This window comes from Paracoccus wurundjeri, from assembly GCF_030678915.1.
In the GTDB taxonomy this organism is placed as follows: Bacteria; Pseudomonadota; Alphaproteobacteria; order Rhodobacterales; family Rhodobacteraceae; genus Paracoccus; species Paracoccus onubensis_A.
On sequence record NZ_JAUUTZ010000018.1, the window covers coordinates 21,649 to 37,552 of the forward strand.

19 protein-coding genes, 1 tRNA gene and 1 other RNA gene are annotated in these 15,904 nt (G+C 57.3%); 11 read left to right on the top strand and 10 right to left on the bottom strand.

The annotated features are described in order from the left end of the window. The first annotated feature begins 96 nt into the window (after nt 1–96). The 6 genes from Q0601_RS16655 to Q0601_RS16680 all read left to right on the top strand — a co-directional run bounded on the left by Q0601_RS16655 (nt 97) and on the right by Q0601_RS16680 (nt 4,868). Nucleotides 97–696 carry a riboflavin synthase gene (locus Q0601_RS16655; protein ID WP_305291004.1) on the top strand — a complete coding sequence of 200 codons (600 nt, stop codon included), beginning with the start codon at nt 97–99 and terminating at the stop codon, nt 694–696. After that, entirely contained in the window at nt 693–1,262 is a 570-nt protein-coding gene (locus Q0601_RS16660) for a hypothetical protein (protein ID WP_305291006.1), read from the top strand. Before Q0601_RS16655 ends, Q0601_RS16660 begins: the two co-directional genes overlap by 4 nt. Further along, nucleotides 1,252–2,370: a 3,4-dihydroxy-2-butanone-4-phosphate synthase gene (gene ribB, locus Q0601_RS16665; RefSeq protein ID WP_305291007.1), complete on the top strand. Its 1,119-nt coding sequence runs from the start codon at nt 1,252–1,254 to the stop codon at nt 2,368–2,370. The genes Q0601_RS16660 and ribB overlap by 11 nt, the downstream gene beginning before the upstream one ends. A 5-nt stretch (nt 2,371–2,375) precedes the next feature. Further along, nucleotides 2,376–2,927, top strand: coding sequence for a 6,7-dimethyl-8-ribityllumazine synthase (locus Q0601_RS16670; protein ID WP_305291009.1), 552 nt, complete (start codon nt 2,376–2,378; stop codon nt 2,925–2,927). A 2-nt stretch (nt 2,928–2,929) separates the two neighbouring features. Then, entirely contained in the window at nt 2,930–3,418 is a 489-nt protein-coding gene (nusB, locus tag Q0601_RS16675; protein ID WP_305291010.1) for a transcription antitermination factor NusB, read from the top strand. Nucleotides 3,419–3,959: 541 nt separating this feature from the next. Next, nucleotides 3,960–4,868 carry a DUF481 domain-containing protein gene (locus Q0601_RS16680; protein ID WP_305291011.1) on the top strand — a complete coding sequence of 303 codons (909 nt, stop codon included), beginning with the start codon at nt 3,960–3,962 and terminating at the stop codon, nt 4,866–4,868. A gap of 87 nt (nt 4,869–4,955) precedes the next feature. Here the strand turns inward: Q0601_RS16680 and ssrS are convergent. Further along, nucleotides 4,956–5,113, bottom strand: a non-coding RNA gene (gene ssrS, locus Q0601_RS24880) — 6S RNA. Between the two features lie 120 nt (nt 5,114–5,233). Here ssrS and Q0601_RS16685 point away from each other — a divergent pair. After that, nucleotides 5,234–5,686, top strand: a complete 453-nt coding sequence (locus Q0601_RS16685) for an MmcB family DNA repair protein (RefSeq protein ID WP_305291012.1) — start codon at nt 5,234–5,236, stop codon at nt 5,684–5,686. Here Q0601_RS16685 and Q0601_RS16690 read toward each other — a convergent pair. Continuing rightward, nucleotides 5,667–5,885, bottom strand: a complete 219-nt coding sequence (locus Q0601_RS16690) for a DUF6324 family protein (protein ID WP_305291013.1) — start codon at nt 5,883–5,885, stop codon at nt 5,667–5,669. The two genes, Q0601_RS16685 and Q0601_RS16690, sit on opposite strands and share 20 nt — an antisense overlap. Nucleotides 5,886–5,988: 103 nt before the next feature. Between Q0601_RS16690 and Q0601_RS16695 the strand changes: the two genes are divergently transcribed. Next, a tRNA-His gene (locus Q0601_RS16695) sits at nt 5,989–6,065 on the top strand. An 81-nt stretch (nt 6,066–6,146) separates the two neighbouring features. On the opposite strand, the gene Q0601_RS16700 is transcribed toward Q0601_RS16695, so the two are convergent. The 5 genes from Q0601_RS16700 to Q0601_RS16720 form a co-directional block, all read right to left on the bottom strand. Continuing rightward, the gene (locus Q0601_RS16700; protein ID WP_305291014.1) at nt 6,147–6,506 is read right to left on the bottom strand and encodes a DUF1850 domain-containing protein; all 360 of its coding nucleotides are present in this window, start codon (nt 6,504–6,506) and stop codon (nt 6,147–6,149) included. Continuing rightward, nucleotides 6,503–8,590: a TRAP transporter permease gene (locus tag Q0601_RS16705; protein ID WP_305291015.1), complete on the bottom strand. Its 2,088-nt coding sequence runs from the start codon at nt 8,588–8,590 to the stop codon at nt 6,503–6,505. The genes Q0601_RS16700 and Q0601_RS16705 overlap by 4 nt, the downstream gene beginning before the upstream one ends. Before the next feature lie 73 nt (nt 8,591–8,663). Continuing rightward, nucleotides 8,664–9,620, bottom strand: coding sequence for a TAXI family TRAP transporter solute-binding subunit (locus tag Q0601_RS16710; protein ID WP_305291016.1), 957 nt, complete (start codon nt 9,618–9,620; stop codon nt 8,664–8,666). A 151-nt stretch (nt 9,621–9,771) separates the two neighbouring features. Beyond that, complete coding sequence (grxD, locus tag Q0601_RS16715; RefSeq protein WP_305291017.1) at nt 9,772–10,134, bottom strand: Grx4 family monothiol glutaredoxin; 363 nt, start codon at nt 10,132–10,134, stop codon at nt 9,772–9,774. Between the two features lie 71 nt (nt 10,135–10,205). After that, the gene (locus Q0601_RS16720; protein WP_119750473.1) at nt 10,206–10,448 is read right to left on the bottom strand and encodes a BolA/IbaG family iron-sulfur metabolism protein; all 243 of its coding nucleotides are present in this window, start codon (nt 10,446–10,448) and stop codon (nt 10,206–10,208) included. 301 nt (nt 10,449–10,749) lie between these two features. Between Q0601_RS16720 and Q0601_RS16725 the strand changes: the two genes are divergently transcribed. From Q0601_RS16725 to Q0601_RS16735, 3 genes are all read left to right on the top strand, one after another. Then, a complete protein-coding gene (locus tag Q0601_RS16725; protein WP_305291018.1) occupies nt 10,750–11,304 on the top strand; it encodes a thioredoxin family protein in 555 nt (184 codons plus the stop codon). Then, complete coding sequence (gph, locus tag Q0601_RS16730) at nt 11,301–11,984, top strand: phosphoglycolate phosphatase (protein WP_305291019.1); 684 nt, start codon at nt 11,301–11,303, stop codon at nt 11,982–11,984. The genes Q0601_RS16725 and gph overlap by 4 nt, the downstream gene beginning before the upstream one ends. A 76-nt stretch (nt 11,985–12,060) precedes the next feature. Continuing rightward, nucleotides 12,061–12,540, top strand: a complete 480-nt coding sequence (locus Q0601_RS16735; protein ID WP_305291020.1) for a TIGR01244 family sulfur transferase — start codon at nt 12,061–12,063, stop codon at nt 12,538–12,540. 45 nt (nt 12,541–12,585) lie between these two features. On the opposite strand, the gene Q0601_RS16740 is transcribed toward Q0601_RS16735, so the two are convergent. The 3 genes from Q0601_RS16740 to Q0601_RS16750 all read right to left on the bottom strand — a co-directional run bounded on the left by Q0601_RS16740 (nt 12,586) and on the right by Q0601_RS16750 (nt 15,897). Further along, nucleotides 12,586–12,930 carry an arsenate reductase family protein gene (locus Q0601_RS16740; protein WP_305291021.1) on the bottom strand — a complete coding sequence of 115 codons (345 nt, stop codon included), beginning with the start codon at nt 12,928–12,930 and terminating at the stop codon, nt 12,586–12,588. 144 nt (nt 12,931–13,074) lie between these two features. Beyond that, entirely contained in the window at nt 13,075–14,382 is a 1,308-nt protein-coding gene (locus Q0601_RS16745) for a DUF3422 family protein (RefSeq protein ID WP_305291022.1), read from the bottom strand. Between the two features lie 69 nt (nt 14,383–14,451). Further along, nucleotides 14,452–15,897, bottom strand: coding sequence for an NAD(P)(+) transhydrogenase (Re/Si-specific) subunit beta (locus tag Q0601_RS16750; protein WP_305291023.1), 1,446 nt, complete (start codon nt 15,895–15,897; stop codon nt 14,452–14,454). Nucleotides 15,898–15,904: the final 7 nt, after the last annotated feature.

Below are 15,904 nucleotides of genomic sequence, written 5' to 3' on the forward strand. Positions count from 1 at the left end.
TGTGCGAAGCTTTGCCGCCATGACGCCCTTAAGGTGATCTTGCGCGGGTGATTTCAATATCCTAGTTGCACTATAGGCAAGAGTCAGGAGAGACGGATGTTTACCGGCATTATCACCGATATCGGCGATGTCAGACAGGTCGAACTGCGCGGTGATATGCGGGCGCGGATCGGTTGCAATTATGATATGGAACATGTCGATATCGGTGCCTCGATCGCCTGTGACGGTGTTTGCCTGACGGTGATCGCCAAGGGCGATGACTGGTTCGACGTGGATATCTCGGCCGAGACGATCTCGAAAACGAATATCGGAAAGAATGGCTGGGCAACCGGCCAGAGACTGAATCTCGAACGTGCATTGAAGGTAGGTGACGAGTTGGGGGGCCATATCGTCAGCGGCCATATCGACGGGGTCGCCCTGATCGACGATATCAGGGACGAGGGCGACAGCACACGGGTAACCTTTTCCGCCCCGGAGAATCTTGCCCGTTTCATCGCTCCGAAAGGCTCGGTCGCGCTTAACGGCACCTCATTGACCGTGAATGATGTCGAGGGAAACCGCTTTGGTGTGAACCTGATTCCCCATACGCGGCAGGTGACCAACTGGCGAGATATTACGCTGGGCGATGCCGTGAATCTCGAAATCGACACATTGGCCCGATACGTGGCCCGGCTGGCCGAGGCGGATCAGGCATGACCGCCGGGATCGGGCATAACGGCGGACCGTCCGTTGCTTCAACCTCGTGGCGGGCGCATTGCTGGCGGCGGGCACGCGCGGATCTGCTTCCGGTCCTGCCGGTCGAGGTCGTGCGGACGCGGGTACGGCGCGCGAAATCTCTGGGTCTCGATTACAAGACCTATGCCGGAGTGCGCGCGACGACCGGCCGCGATCTGGTTGCCTTTCTGTTTTCGTCAAACGCTCTTGGCGTATTCCGCGATGGGCAGCCATTGGATCGGGGCAGGGCCGAGAAACTGGACATCTTGCCGCTGGATCGCCATCTCGGCGTTGGCCCCGGATTGGATGCGCATGCCCTGGGGCTGCGGATCGAGGCTGTGTCGGCGCGGCCATTGCCTGTTTTCGGCAGTCAATGGGCTGTAATGCGCAACGAGGCGAAGGCATGGCTGCATGCGCAGGGGCTGCCCGGAAATGCCGTTCTGATGATCGGGGAAACGGATCACGAACGGGAATTGATGGCTGCGGGCGGTCTGGCCGGGTTCATTACCGGCACGCATTATTTCACCGGAGAGAACCATGCAATATGAACAGCCCGGTCCCGTCGAGAACGAGCTCTCGGACGCGATCTCCCCGATCGAGGAAATTATCGAGGATGCACGGAACGGCCGTATGTTCATTCTTGTCGATCACGAGGATCGGGAAAACGAGGGAGATCTGGTCATTCCCGCGCAGATGGCCACACCCGATGCGATTAACTTCATGGCGACTTATGGGCGTGGGTTGATCTGTCTTTCCCTTCCGGGGGAACGGATTGACGCGCTGGGGCTGACGCTGATGAGCCCCAGGAATTCCTCTCGGCACGAGACCGCTTTCACCATGTCCATCGAGGCGCGCGAGGGCGTGACCACCGGAATCAGCGCACATGACCGCGCCCGTACCGTTGCGGTCGCCATTGATCCGTCCAAGGGCGCCGCGGATATCGCCACACCGGGTCATGTCTTTCCGCTGCGGGCTCGGAATGGTGGGGTTCTGGTCCGTGCCGGCCATACGGAAGCGGCTGTGGACATCTCTCGCCTTGCGGGTCTGAACCCTTCGGGTGTGATCTGCGAAATCATGAACGAGGACGGCAGCATGGCCCGTCTTCCGGATTTGGTCGCGTTCGCGCAACTGCACGGATTGAAGATCGGCACCATCAGCGATCTGATCCGGTATCGTCGCCGTAACGATAATCTGATCTCTGAACGGGAACAGCGCATGGTCCAATCCATTCATGGCGGCGACTGGATGATGCGTGTCTTCGCCGATGAAAGGCAGGGCGCCGAGCATATCGTTTTGACCAAGGGCGATCTGACCGGAGCCGAGCCGGTTCTGGTCAGGATGCATGCGCTTGATCCGTTATATGACGTGCTGGGCATCAGGCGTGAGGATGCAGGAAGCCTGCCTGCCGCCATGCGCGCCATTGCTGCCGAGGGGCGGGGCGTCATCGTGCTGATCCGCGATCTGGGTAACAGCCTGCCCGAACCGGGCGAGACAGGGCCGCATACGCTTCGCCAATACGGTCTGGGCGCTCAGATTCTCTCGAGTCTCGGGCTTACCGAACTTGTTCTGCTGACCAATTCGGCGCCGGTAAAGGTGGTGGGACTTGACGCCTACGGGCTTTCGATCCATTCCACCCGCCCCATCCCGGAGGAGTGACGTATATGGCTTCGAATACCCAACATTATCAGCTTGACCTGCCGGTTTTCGACGCACCGGTCAGACTGCTTATCGTCGTTGCTCCTTATTACAGAGCGATTGCCGACGGTCTGATTGCCGGAGCACGCGCGACGGCCGAACGGGCAGGGGCCGTGATCGATCTGATCGAGGTACCCGGCGCGCTTGAAATCCCGACAGCCATCGGCATCGCCGGACGTCAGGCGAATTATGACGGATATGTCGCGCTTGGATGCGTGGTTCGGGGTGAAACGACCCATTACGAGACAGTCTGCAACGATAGTTCCCGTGGGCTGACCTTGTTGGGATTGCAGGGGCTGGTGATCGGTAACGGTATCCTGACGGTCGAAAATATGGAACAGGCCGAGGTCCGGGCGGATCCGGCAGGACAGAACAAGGGCGGCGGAGCGGCTGCAGCCGCGCTGCATCTGGTCGCCTTGTCCCGCAAATGGCGCAAGCAGGACGACAAGGGGCGGCCGGGCGGCGATACGGACGTGATACGTCTGGCAGGAGAATTGGAAGGATCGACACGGAAATGACCATGCCCGACAAGCGCTCATTAAGCAGTGCCGCCCGTCTTTATGCTGTGCAGGCGCTGTTTCAGATGGAATCCGCCGGGCAACCGGCAGATCGCGTGATGGGGGAATTCAGGAATTTCCGTATCGGCGTATGCGACGATGAGGGCAAGCATCCCGAAGCCGATGACGGACTGTTCTCGCGGATCATTGACGATGCGGTGACATGGCAATTCAAGATCGATCAGGCGACCGATCGCGGACTTGTCGAGAAATGGCCGATCAATCGGATCGATCCGGTTCTTCGAGCCCTTTTCCGCGCTGCCGGCGCGGAACTCGTGGTTCCGAAAACGCCTCCGAAAGTCGTGATCAGCGAATATGTGCGCCTTGCGGAAGCATTCTTTCCCGATGGTCGGGAGGCCAAATTCGTCAATGCGGTGCTTGACCATGTTGCGCGAGATTTGCGCCCGGACGCCTTCGCAGGAGGACCGGTCAGCGAGGTCCGGAAAAAATAGAGGCTTTACGTTCCGTCATTGACAGGAACTGCCGTTGCATCCCTGGATTATCCGGCATGTTTCGGGGCATGTTCACCTGGGTGAGTCGTGCCTCGGGAAAGGTCGCGGCTCACCATGTCAGCCCCCGCAGTCATATATGCTTTACCTATTTGCCCTAAGACACCCTTCGAGTGTCGATTGCGCAACAGTTTTTTGCGTTAAATTTTGCCGCTCGAGTGATTACAAAATAGGCAGTCACGGAAATGTTGCAGAAAGTTTAACAAATTAAAATAAACGGTTTTGTTTGGTTAACTTTAATATGCGTCGCATATACGAGAATTTATTAGCCCTACTCACATTCATGTGAATCGTTGCATCACGAATATATGTCGGCATTATTTCGCTGCCCTCTCTGACGGTCACATTTTGTTCACGACTGTGATAGTTTGTGAGTTTCTTTCAAGGTCTTTGAACACGGGCACCATCAGTATATCCCATCTTCAGCAGAGATGCACTGGCACCGTACGGGGTCAGGAATTTGAAACCAGATGAGGATTTCGCGATGAAAAAGATTGTCCTTCTTAGCGGTGCGACCGCGATCCTGACGGCGCTGTCGATTCCGGCATTCGCACAGACCGAAATCGCGACCGGTGCGAATGTGACTGGCGTTGCAGGGGTCGACGACGACATCACCGATATCGAAGATGCAGTTGAAGACAGCTTCGATCGTTCGGCTGATGCGGACCGCTTTGGTCCGTCGGATCGCCGGCAGGGCCTGTTCGGGAACATGTCGCTGGCCTATACGGGCCGCACCGGTAACGTCGAAAACCAGGACTTCGCGCTGGCCGGCCGTATTCAACATAACCAGGCGCCTTTCGCACAAAGCATCGGTCTGTCGATCGAATTCGGCGAAGATGACGCGGGCAACAAGGACAAGGAAGAAGTCGCCGTCATCTATGACGCGCAGTACTACTTCAATGACCGTTTCTATGCCTTCGCACTGGGCCGCTTCAAAATTGACGGTCTCGTAGACGGTCTCGACAACGCCGACGAGCGCCTGCGTGATCCTGAAGAAGATGACGACCTGCGTCGTGACGGCTTCCTTGGCTTCGGTCCGGGTTACCGCGTGATCAACACCGATACGACGACTTGGCGCGTGCAAGCGGGTCTGGGTGTTCGCTATACTCTGACCGGTGCGCAGCACCTGAACGACGAAGGTTCGGAAACCGAACTCGGTTACATCGCGTCTTCGCGTGTCTATCACCGCTTCAACGACATGATCTTCATCACCAACGATACCGATTTCCTTAGCTCGGATGAAGGTGGTGACGTTCTGGCCAACGAATTCGGCGTCAACTTCAAGATGTCGGACCAGCTAGCGACCCGTATTAGCTACACCACAGAGTACCAGTCCGAGCGGGCCATCCGCACCGACAATACCTTGGGTGTCGCGGTCGTTTACGGCTTCTGATCTCGTTCCCTCTGATCAGTAGTCTCTCTGAGAAGGGCGGGTCCTGGACCCGTCCTTCTTTTTTGCGTTTCGGGAATTCGGTAAGTGGCGGGAACCGCAGCAACCGCGGCAGCGCGAGATTTCCCGAAAGCCTGAACAATCAGGTGGGCGCCAGATAACAAGACCAGAGCCTCGACAGAGCCAGCTCCCTCGGAAAAATTATAGGCCAGTGGAAAAATGGCCGCTCGCGGGAAGAGCAGAAACCCGCCAGATCCGCAGATAGGTTGAAACCGCGCCGCTTTCAAGTCACTTCAGCCCGGCTTTTTGGGCAGGGCGGTTTGCAAGGCGTTTCTACTTTGTTCTAGTCTGAGGTGATGATTTCGAATATGCTACATATTCCCGGCACGGCAGGTCAAAAACTGGCGCGGGGCGTCGGGCGGCTGTTACGCATGATGGATCATGCGATTCTGACGGAGTTCACGCCGATACGCGGCCTGCGCGTCGATGTGATCAGCCTTGCTCCGGATGGGGATATCTGGATTGTCGAGTGCAAGAGTTCTCGCACCGATTTTTCCTGTGACCGCAAATGGCACGGCTATCTGGAATGGTGCGATCGCTATTTCTGGGCCGTCGACAGCGCGTTTCCACAGGAATTACTACCCGAGGAGCATGGTCTGATTCTGGCGGATGCGCATGGCGCGGAAATTCTGCGCATGCCTCCCGAAACGCGACTGGCAGGGGCCAGACGAAGCAGGATCACCCGAAGCTTCGCGCGCGCCGCCGCAATTCGTCTGCAGGCCGGTCTCGACCCACAGGCATTCAGCGGCGCGGTTTTTTAGGCGCACCCTTCTGCGATCCTGCCCTGCGGACCGTTTCGGCAGCCGCAAGCAGTTCTTCCGCAATTTCTGTCGCTTCGTCGGCATCGAAATCCAACGGCAGATCCACGCCTTCGGCTTCGATATAAATACGCACCATTCCCTGATCGGTCGGCCCGACCTGAAGATTTGCCGCTATTTCACTTTGGCTGTTGATGCTCACCTTGCTGTCCCTTTTCTTCGGAAGTTTTTCTCTATCCCGATACGAGATTCCGGGCAAGACGGGCTTGAATCCTTCGCAGAGCAGAGGTACAGAACGGCTCCGGGCCGCCTTAGCTCAGTTGGTTAGAGCGCTGGATTGTGGATCCAGAGGTCCCCCGTTCAAGCCGGGGAGGCGGTACCATCATCAATCGATTGGTTGAGTGGCTTCGGATTCACCACATTCCATACAGGTCCGAAATCTTTCAGGCGCGATCTTCGGTGATTACGGACAGGGGCGAACTATGATCGGTGCGCCCGCATCCGTGCCGATCTCATGGCAGGTTTCACTGTCGCAGATATGCCACCCATCGCCGGTTTTACCGCTTGCGGCTAGGACTAGTTCGGCCTGAATCGGCAAATTCGGCCGCCAGACCCACCAGTCACCCTGCTTGACCGCGTTTTCGCCCGGCTCCATACCAGCACCGGATCCCTTGACTGCGGCTTTGGTCAGAAGCAGGCCGGTTTCCTCTATCCGCCAATATTCACGCCATGCTTGCCGTTCAATCGAATGAGTCCATTCCAACCGAAAATCCGCACTGCTCAATGCAATCATCGTCGCCCCGGCCAGAAGGCAGCCCGTCAAGCCAGCAGCTTTCGTTTCCAGATGAACACGAATAGCGCGGTCAGCACGAAGCCCATCGCATCAGCTATCGGATATGCCGCAATCAGAAGGAATGCCGCGGCGGCAGCCAGTAGGCGCTCCCATATGGTAAGGTGCCGATCCAGCCAACCGATGACTGAAAGCCCCCAAAGTCCAATGACAAGCACGCATTTGGCGACGATATAGGCGACTGCCGGCAAAAAGCCGATGGCATCGGTAAGCGGTCCGCCATTTTGCAGCATAAGGGCAGGAGTATAGACAGCCATAAAAGGTATGACAAAACCCGCGGCCGCGATCTTCAACGCTTCGAAACTGATTTTGAGACCCTTTTCCCTGGCGATCGGCGCTGCGGCAAAGCAGGCCAAAGCCACCGGCGGGGTGAGGTCGGCCATAATGCCGAAATAGAACACGAACATATGGCTGACGATCAGCGGAACCCCCAACTCCAGCAGAGCAGGGGCCGCGATTGTCGATGTGATGATATAATTTGGAATGGTGGGAATTCCCATGCCCAGTATCAGGCAGGTGATCATCGTCAGAATCAGTGACAGAAACAGGCTGCCCTTGCCCACCGAAACGATATAAAGGCCAAATGTATTCGCCGCGCCCGTCAGGGTCATGGTGCCGATGATCACGCCAACCAAAGCGCATGCGATACCGACGGGCAGGGCGGTCTTGGCTCCGTCGGCGAGACTGTCGATAACCTGCCGGATGGTTCCGCGCCCGCCCTGACTGATCACGTTCCAGATCAGCAGCACCGTGATCCCGAACCACAGGGCATTATTGCCGAATTTCATGAAGCTCGACGCAACCAGTCCCAAACCGATCCAGAATATGATTTTCAGCACTTGCGAGGGCAGCCCGAACGCAGCCGACGCCCCAAGAATCAGCATCATGGTCAAAGCAAGGCCCACGGTGCCGGCAAATAGCGGCGTATAACCCGAGAACAGCAGGTAAACCAGAACTGCCAGGGGCAGGATCAGATACCAGCCTTCGCGTAATGCGTTGAGGGCCGAAGGAAGTTCTGATTCAGGCATACCGCGCAAATTCGTGCGCCCGGCTTCAAGATGCACCATCCAGAAGGCCGAGGCGAAATAGAGGATCGCGGGAATAATTGCTGCCTGCACGACCTCGACATAGGCGATACCCAGGGTTTCGGCCATGATGAAGGCGACGGCGCCCATGACCGGAGGCATGATCTGCCCACCCATCGACGCGGTCGATTCGACGCCGCCCGCGAAAGCCGCGCGATAGCCGAAGCTTTTCATCAGCGGAATCGTGAACTGCCCGGTGGTAACGACATTGGCCACGCCAGAGCCCGATATCGTACCCATGAGGCCCGAACTGACAACGGACACTTTCGCTGCACCACCTTGCCTATGCCCGACCAGGCCAAGCGAAACATCGGTGAACAGCTTGATCATGCCGGCTTTTTCAAGAAATGAACCGAACAGGATGAACAGGAAAATATATGTCGCCGAGACATAGAGCGGCGTGCCGTATACCCCTTCGGTCCCGAAGCTCAACTGTTCCATGACCTGAGCAAGATCATAACCTCGGGTCGCGAGTGGGCCCGGGAAATATTGCCCGAACAACGCATAAATCAGGAATACCCCGGACACGATCGGCAAGGCCGGCCCCATCACGACCCAGGCCGCGGCGAATACCGTGATCAGGATAATGATACCGATCACGATATCGACCTGGTTGATCGCTCCGGATCGCATCATCAGCGGCACATATTCGATCCATTGATAGGCTGCAGCAACAACACCAAGCGCGGCTGCGATCCATGACAGCGTAATTCCTGCCTTGCCCCGGTTATTCAGCAGGGCAAGCAGCGGAAAGCACAGAAGCAACAGGAAGCCCAGATGCAAGGCGCGCTGCACCTGACTGGACAGATTGACGATATGTGCGGCGATGGCGATCTGATAAAGTGAGAACGCAACTGCGATCCAATACAGGATCCGGCCCTGCAGACCTGCAGGAAAGCCCAGTTCAAGCGGATCGTGAATGCCAGAGTCGCCAGCCTGACCAGCAGGGGCGGATATGATCGTTTCGGTCATGGCCACTGTCCTGAAGAAATCGGAATCGAATGAAGAAAAGAGCCGGGTAAACCCGGCTCTGACCTTCCCGTGCCTATTCGGCCTTTACGCCGACCTCATCGTAATAGCGCTGCGCGCCGGGATGGAGAGGCACCGGCATGCCCTGCAACGCGTTCTGAACGTCCATGTCGGCGGTTGCCGCATGTGACGCTTTCAACGTATCCAGATTATCGTAAAGCAACTTGGTCATCTGATAGGCAAGATCATCGCTGACCTCGCTGGAGGTCACCAGATAATTGATGACGGCAACCGTCGCGACATCCTCTGTCTGGCCATCATAGGTTTCGGCCGGGATGGTTTCGGCAATATAGGGTGCGCCAAGTTTCTCGGCGATTTCAGTCGGTACGGCGACCACTTTGATATCGACCGCAGTCGAAAGATCCTTGAGCGAGGCAACCCCAAGGCCAGCGGATTGCAGCGTCGCGTCAAGCTGGCGGTTCTTCATAAGCTCGACCGATTCTGCAAAGGGAAGATACTCGACCTTGCCCAAATCGTCATAGCTCATGCCGGCGGCTTCCAGAATTGCCCGCGCGTTAAGCTCGGTTCCGGATTTAGGGGCGCCGACCGACAATGCCTTGCCTTTCAGATCTTCCAGCGTCTCGATGCCGGAATCCTTGGTTGCGACGATCTGGATGTAATTCGGGTAAATCGCCGAGATTCCACGCAATTTATCAAGGGGTTGAGGAAAGCCGGCTTCGGCATCTCCCTCTACCGCGAATTTTACGGAATCGCCAAGCGCAAATCCGATCTCACCCTTGCCTTGCTGAAGCAGGTTCAGATTCTCCACGCTTGCCTTGGTCGCTTGCACCTGGGTCTTGGCGTCGGGAATTCCGTCCGTATAAATCTTCGACATCGCGCCGCCGACCGGATAATAGACGCCGGATGTCCCGCCGGTCAGAATATTGATGAAATCTTGTGCCGCTGCCGTCAATGGCGCGGCACCAAGTGCCAGCGCTGCCGTGCAGGCAAGGATGTTTTTATGAATTATCATGATGTTCCTCCCTTATAACCATATGACCATCGGCAGTCTGCCGAGGGAAGTTTTACTTCAGAGACTGCTTTTTGGCCAATTTTGCAATAGTGAAAAACCACATCCGCAATGCGGCCGTCAACATCGATACTGTCGGTTGCGGCATGCCGGATCAGGCATTCGCCTCGCGAATTTTGTCGGCGGCTTCCTTGTCGTAGCCAACGTTTTTCTGATCGAAAAGCTGGTCCAATTCGCCTGACAGGGTCATCTCGGTGACGATATCGCATCCACCGACGAATTCACCCTTGACATAAAGTTGCGGAATTGTCGGCCAATCCGAAAATTCCTTGATTCCCTGGCGAATTCCGTCATCCGCAAGCACGTTTACATCCCGATAGCTGACACCCATATAGTTCAGCACACCGGCGATCCGGCTGGAAAATCCGCATTGCGGCATTTCCTTGGTACCTTTCATGAAGAGCACGACCTCATTGGTGTCAATCGTCTCTTGAATTTGTGTTTTCACATCGCTCATTGCGCTGTCCTTTTGATCATAATTCTCAGAATTTCCCGTCTGCCGCCTGAATGCAGGGGCAGGGGCATGCACTACTCCGGCGCCTTGGTGGTCAGGGCAAGCGCATGCAATTCGCCCGCCGGGCCATCCATTTTTCCTTGCAAGGCGGCATAGACCGCACGTTGTTGTTGAACCCGGTTCTTACCGCGGAAACTTTCATCGACCACCTCGGCCGCATAATGATTTCCGTCTCCTGCAAGATCGGTAACCGTGATCTGCGCGTCGGGGAATGCGACTCTGATGAGCTTTTCGATTTCGTGAGCTTCCATCGCCATCTGAAGTTCCTTTTGTCGTTGCTAACAGATGTAGGGGAAGGCCCGATAAGCCGCAAGGGCGGCTACCGGACGCATGGCTGACTGTCCACGCCGAAATCGTGATGGATATCTAATTTCCATATAATCAGTATTATGGAACATTACTGTTAGGATTGAAATGCTCATCACTGGGCATCGTCTGTGCGATATCGTCCCGTATCTTACGAGAATTCGGCTTTCATTAATATGCTGCGACCTTTGCGTATCTTGCTCTTACGGCCAAGTTCCGAAAGATTCAGCTCGAGAAAGTAAGGAGGCTTAGATGGCAGTCACACCCCCCGTTTGCGATTTTGGCGCACCATGGCACGACTTTACCTTGCCCGGTACTGATGGTCGGAATTACAGCCTTGGCGATATCACCGGTCCCAAGGGCACGCTGGTCATGTTTATCTGCAATCACTGTCCTTACGTCCAATCGATCATCGACCGCATCGTGCGCGATGCGAGTGAATTACAGCAAGCCGGTATCGGCGTCGTCGCCATCTCTGCCAATGATGTCGCGGAATATCCGCAGGACGGACCTGAGCAGATGAAGGCCGAGGCCGAGAAACACGGCTTTACCTTTCCGTATCTTTATGATGAAACTCAATTGGTTGCGCGGGCATATGGCGCCGAATGCACACCGGATTTCTTCGGATACAACGCGAATGGCGAGCTGCAATATCGCGGCCGGCTTGACGCTTCACGCCGCCAGGCTACCGCGCCGGATGCCCGCCGCGAATTGTTCGAGGCCATGACACAGATAGCCGAAACCGGAAAAGGCCCGAAAGATCAAATACCTTCGATGGGATGCTCGATCAAGTGGAGAACAGCATGAATGTTTGTATGACCCCCTGCCCCATAGTCTTCGACCTTGACGGCACCCTGATTGATAGTGCGCCGGATATCCATGCCTGCGTCAATGCCGTGCTGCGCGAATTCCATGTTTCGCCATTGACGCTGGATCAGGTGCGTAGCTTCATTGGCGGCGGCGTCGAAGTGTTGTGGCGGAAGGTCATCCGCGCGACAAATACCGATCCGGCCAGAATGCGCGACATGCTTTCGGCCTTCATGACCCGTTATCATACGGCGACAGCATTGACCCGACTGTTTCCTAACGTCAAGGAAACATTAGAAATTCTGACCGATAGAGGGCACCCTCTGGGAATCTGCACCAACAAGCCGCTACAGCCGACGGAAGCCATTCTGGGCCATTTCGACATTCGCAACCTTTTCGGAGAAATCATCGGCGGCGACTCGCTGCCCGAAAAAAAGCCGGATCCGGCGCCGCTTCGCGCGGCTTTGACCGGCCTTGGCGCGCATCCTGAAAACCCTCAGGCGATCTATGTCGGTGACAGCGAATTCGATGCGCATTGCGCGGCGGCCGTGCCGGTGCCCTTCATGATCTTCAGCCGTGGCTACCGGCAAACACCGATAACAGAGCTTCCTCATGCGGCAGAATTTGACGATTTCACCGCACTTCCGGCCCTGATCGAATCTGCAAAATCTGTAGCATGATCGGAGCGATTGGCCCGACTCGTGTCAATATCCTCTTGTCACCGCGAGTTGAGCTGACAGCGTGCTTGACATCGGCTTGAAAAAAACGGCAATCCATGGCGTAACCGCGCAACCGAAAGGCTCCGTCATGGATCTGCGTCAGCTTAGCCCTGACCTTGCCGTCTCGCCCCAGATTCTGCCCGAGGATATTCCTCAGCTTGCCGCGGCCGGATTCCGGGTGCTGATCAATAATCGTCCCGATGACGAGATCGAACCCGATATCGATCATGAGGTCATGGCCGCCGCCGCAGAAGCCGCAGGAATGGCCTATTATTACATGCCATTCCACCCGGGGCAAATCACCCCTGCCCTGATCTCGGAATTTGCCGGCGCTACCGCCGGACAGACTCCGGTCATTGCTTATTGCCGCTCGGGCAACCGCTGCACGGTGCTGTGGGCATTGACACAGGCTGGAAAACGACCGGAAAGCGAGATTCTCGAAACGGCGGCCAAGGCAGGATATGACCTGTCGACCCTTCGCCCGCTTCTGGCCTCGTTGGCGAACCGCAGGAATTAGGTCCGCCTGCCGCCCGAAGATCGACCCCGCAGCATCACTTCCGGGTTATGCCGGAACGCCCAATGCGCGTTTGACATTGGCGGTCCAGCCAAGCAGACGCTGTTCGCCCGCTGCGATGGCCGGGCGCTTCATCACGCTGGGTTTCTCTCCCATCATGGTGACCGGATCGGCGCGACGTTCTTCCTCGGACATGCCGCGCCAGGTCAGGCTGGCGCGGTTGATGATCTTTTCACCCCACTCGGTTGCCATGCTGCTGCGCTCCGCCTTGGACAAAGGCTCTTTCTGGACATCGCGGAAATCCACGGTCCAGCCATGTTCTTCAAGCGCTGCCTGCGCCTTCTGACAGGTCGAGCAATGGGCAAGACCGTAAAGCGTCAAATTCTTCGGCATGAGATCCTCTACTTACACAAGTGGAACGAGTGGTACACCGCAGGCGGACAGGGCCAGCAAAGCGGTAATGACGGCAAGAAGTCTCATGATATTATCCTTTTCGATCCTTGCCGGATTTATCTTGTACCGGGGCGGCGGCGCAACTCACAAATCGTTCCGGTCATGAGTCTGGTGCAGGCGGCGCTTGATACGCCACATGCCCCACCAGACGGTCAGAACGGCAATCGGGGTCAATGCTGCGACGAGATAGGCTTTATCGACACCGATGCGGGCCGCAAGCGGATATAGAGCATAGGATAACAACCCCACCGCATAATAGCTGATGGCGACGACCGACAGGCCCTCGACCGTATGTTGCAGGCGCAATTGCAGATCGGCGCGGCGATCCATCCGTTCCAGCAGAAGCTGGTTTTGGGCAGACCGTTCTACATCGACACGCGTGCGCAGCAATTCACCTGCGCGATTGGCCCGTTCGATCATGCTTCGCAACCGCTCTTCGGCGGATTTCACCGTGCGCATGGCCGGTTTGTAGCGGCGGCGCATGAATTCCGTCAGCATCTGCCGCCCATATAGCCGGGTTTCACGCAAGGCATTGATCCGGTCCATGACGATCGCCTCATAGGCGGTGGTCGCGCCGAAACGGAACGAATGCTGCACCGCCTGGGATTCCAGCTCGGCGGATACGGTCAGCAATTCCTGCAAGACATTTTCGGCGGATCGGTTTTCATCGGACATACCTTCGACGATGGCCGAAAGGCGCGGCTCCAATTCGTTCAGGCGGCGGCTCAGGATCCGTGCCCGATCCAGCCCAAGCATGGAGATCGCGCGATAGGTTTCCAGTTCGACCAGCCTGTGCAGGATCCGGCCGATCCGCCCCTCGCCCAGATCGGGGCGCACGAATATCGCGAAACGCATCCAGCCATTCGAATCGATACGAAAATCACCCGCGATCACCGCCATTTCGTCCAGCACCCAGACAGCGGTCAGCCCGTCGCGGGCAAACCAGTCGCCGATCCGGTTCAATGCGTCCTGAGGATCTTCTGGCAGAATGTCGATCTGCACCAGCATCGCCACGATCCGCTTGCCCGGCGCATCATCCTGCCATTCCTGCGAAAATATAGCCCCGGCACTTGGATCGAATGGCCGGATGGGCAGACCCGGAGTCATCGCCATGCAAGTGACGAACTCGGTATGGCTTTCCCATTTCAGATCATGCCGCCCCAGCTTGCCCTGATAATGGCTGTCCTGGGGATCGGGGCGCTGGCCGCCATGCCGCTCGGTCAACTCGGTCAGATGGGCCACATCCCGCGACCTGTCGCGATTGGCAGCATCGCGGGGCTCCTTGAAGGCGACGAAAGCGCAGGTTGCCGGTGCCTTTAATCGAGGGGAAGGCCGGGCGTGAAGCTCGTTCACCAAAGCATATCGCTGCGGATGATCAGTGTCGGAACTCACGGGCCGCCTCCTAGCCCAGATGTGAAAACATCGCGAAAGGGCGGAGGAAATCCCCCGCCCTTTGGTTGGTCATTCGACCATCGGCAACAGCTTGTTCACCGAGTCTTTGGCATCGCCATAGAACATCCTTGTGTTCTCCTTGAAGAACAGCGGATTCTCGATGCCGGAATAGCCGGTGCCCTGCCCCCGCTTCGACACGAAGACCTGCTTGGCCTTCCAGACCTCCAGTACCGGCATGCCGGCAATGGGGCTGTTCGGATCCTCTTGCGCGGCCGGGTTCACGATATCATTGGAGCCGATGACGATCACCACATCGGTCGAGGGGAAATCCTCGTTGATCTCATCCATTTCCAGAACGATATCGTAAGGCACCTTGGCTTCGGCCAGCAGCACGTTCATATGCCCTGGCAGGCGGCCGGCGACCGGGTGGATGGCAAAGCGCACCTCTTTCCCCGCCGCCCGCAGCTTGCGGGTCAACTCGCTGACCGCGCCCTGTGCCTGCGCCACCGCCATACCATAGCCCGGCACGATGATCACGCTATCGGCCTCATTCAGGGCAGCGGCCACGCCGTCAGCGTCGATGGCGACCTGTTCGCCTTCTATCTCGGCAGCAGGTCCGGTTTCACCACCGAATCCGCCAAGGATCACGCTGACGAAATTACGGTTCATGGCCTTGCACATGATATAGCTGAGGATCGCACCCGAGGAGCCGACCAGAGCACCTGTCACGATCAGCAGGTCATTGCTGAGTGTAAAGCCGATGGCCGCAGCGGCCCAACCCGAATAACTATTCAGCATCGAGACGACGACCGGCATATCGGCCCCACCGATCCCCATGATCAGGTGCCAGCCGATGAAGAAGGCCAGCAGCATGATCAGGATCAGCCAGAACATCCCCGGGCCGACGCCGGTCAGGTAAAGCAGCCCGAACAGCAGCGACAGAGCCAGCGCGCCGGCATTCAGCATATGCCCGCCGGGCAGTTTCTTCGGCTTGCCGTCGATCTTGCCCGCAAGCTTTCCGAACGCCACGACCGAGCCGGTGAAGGTCACGGCACCGATGAAGACGCCAAGAAACACTTCGATCTGCAGCATCGTCAGTTCCGCCGGGGTCTTATGCGCCAGAATGGCGGCAAAGCCGGTGAACTTCTCGACTGCTTCGCCAGCGGCTTTCGCGGCGGCAACGCGGCCATTCTCGATCTGCGCGTTAAAACCCACGAACACGGCCGCCAGACCGACCAGCGAATGCATCGCGGCAACCAGTTGCGGCATTTCGGTCATCTGGACGCGCTTGGCGACGACCCAGCCGATCGCGCCGCCGATGGCGATCATTATAACCGACAGAAGCCAGTTGCCTGCCCCGGGGCCGAACAATGTGGCGACGACGGCCAGCCCCATCCCGACGATACCATACCAGATGGCACGTTTCGCGCTTTCCTGACCCGACAGCCCGCCCAGAGACAGGATGAACAGGATCGCGGCAACCACATATGCGGCGGTGGTGAATCCGTACTCCATCATCCCC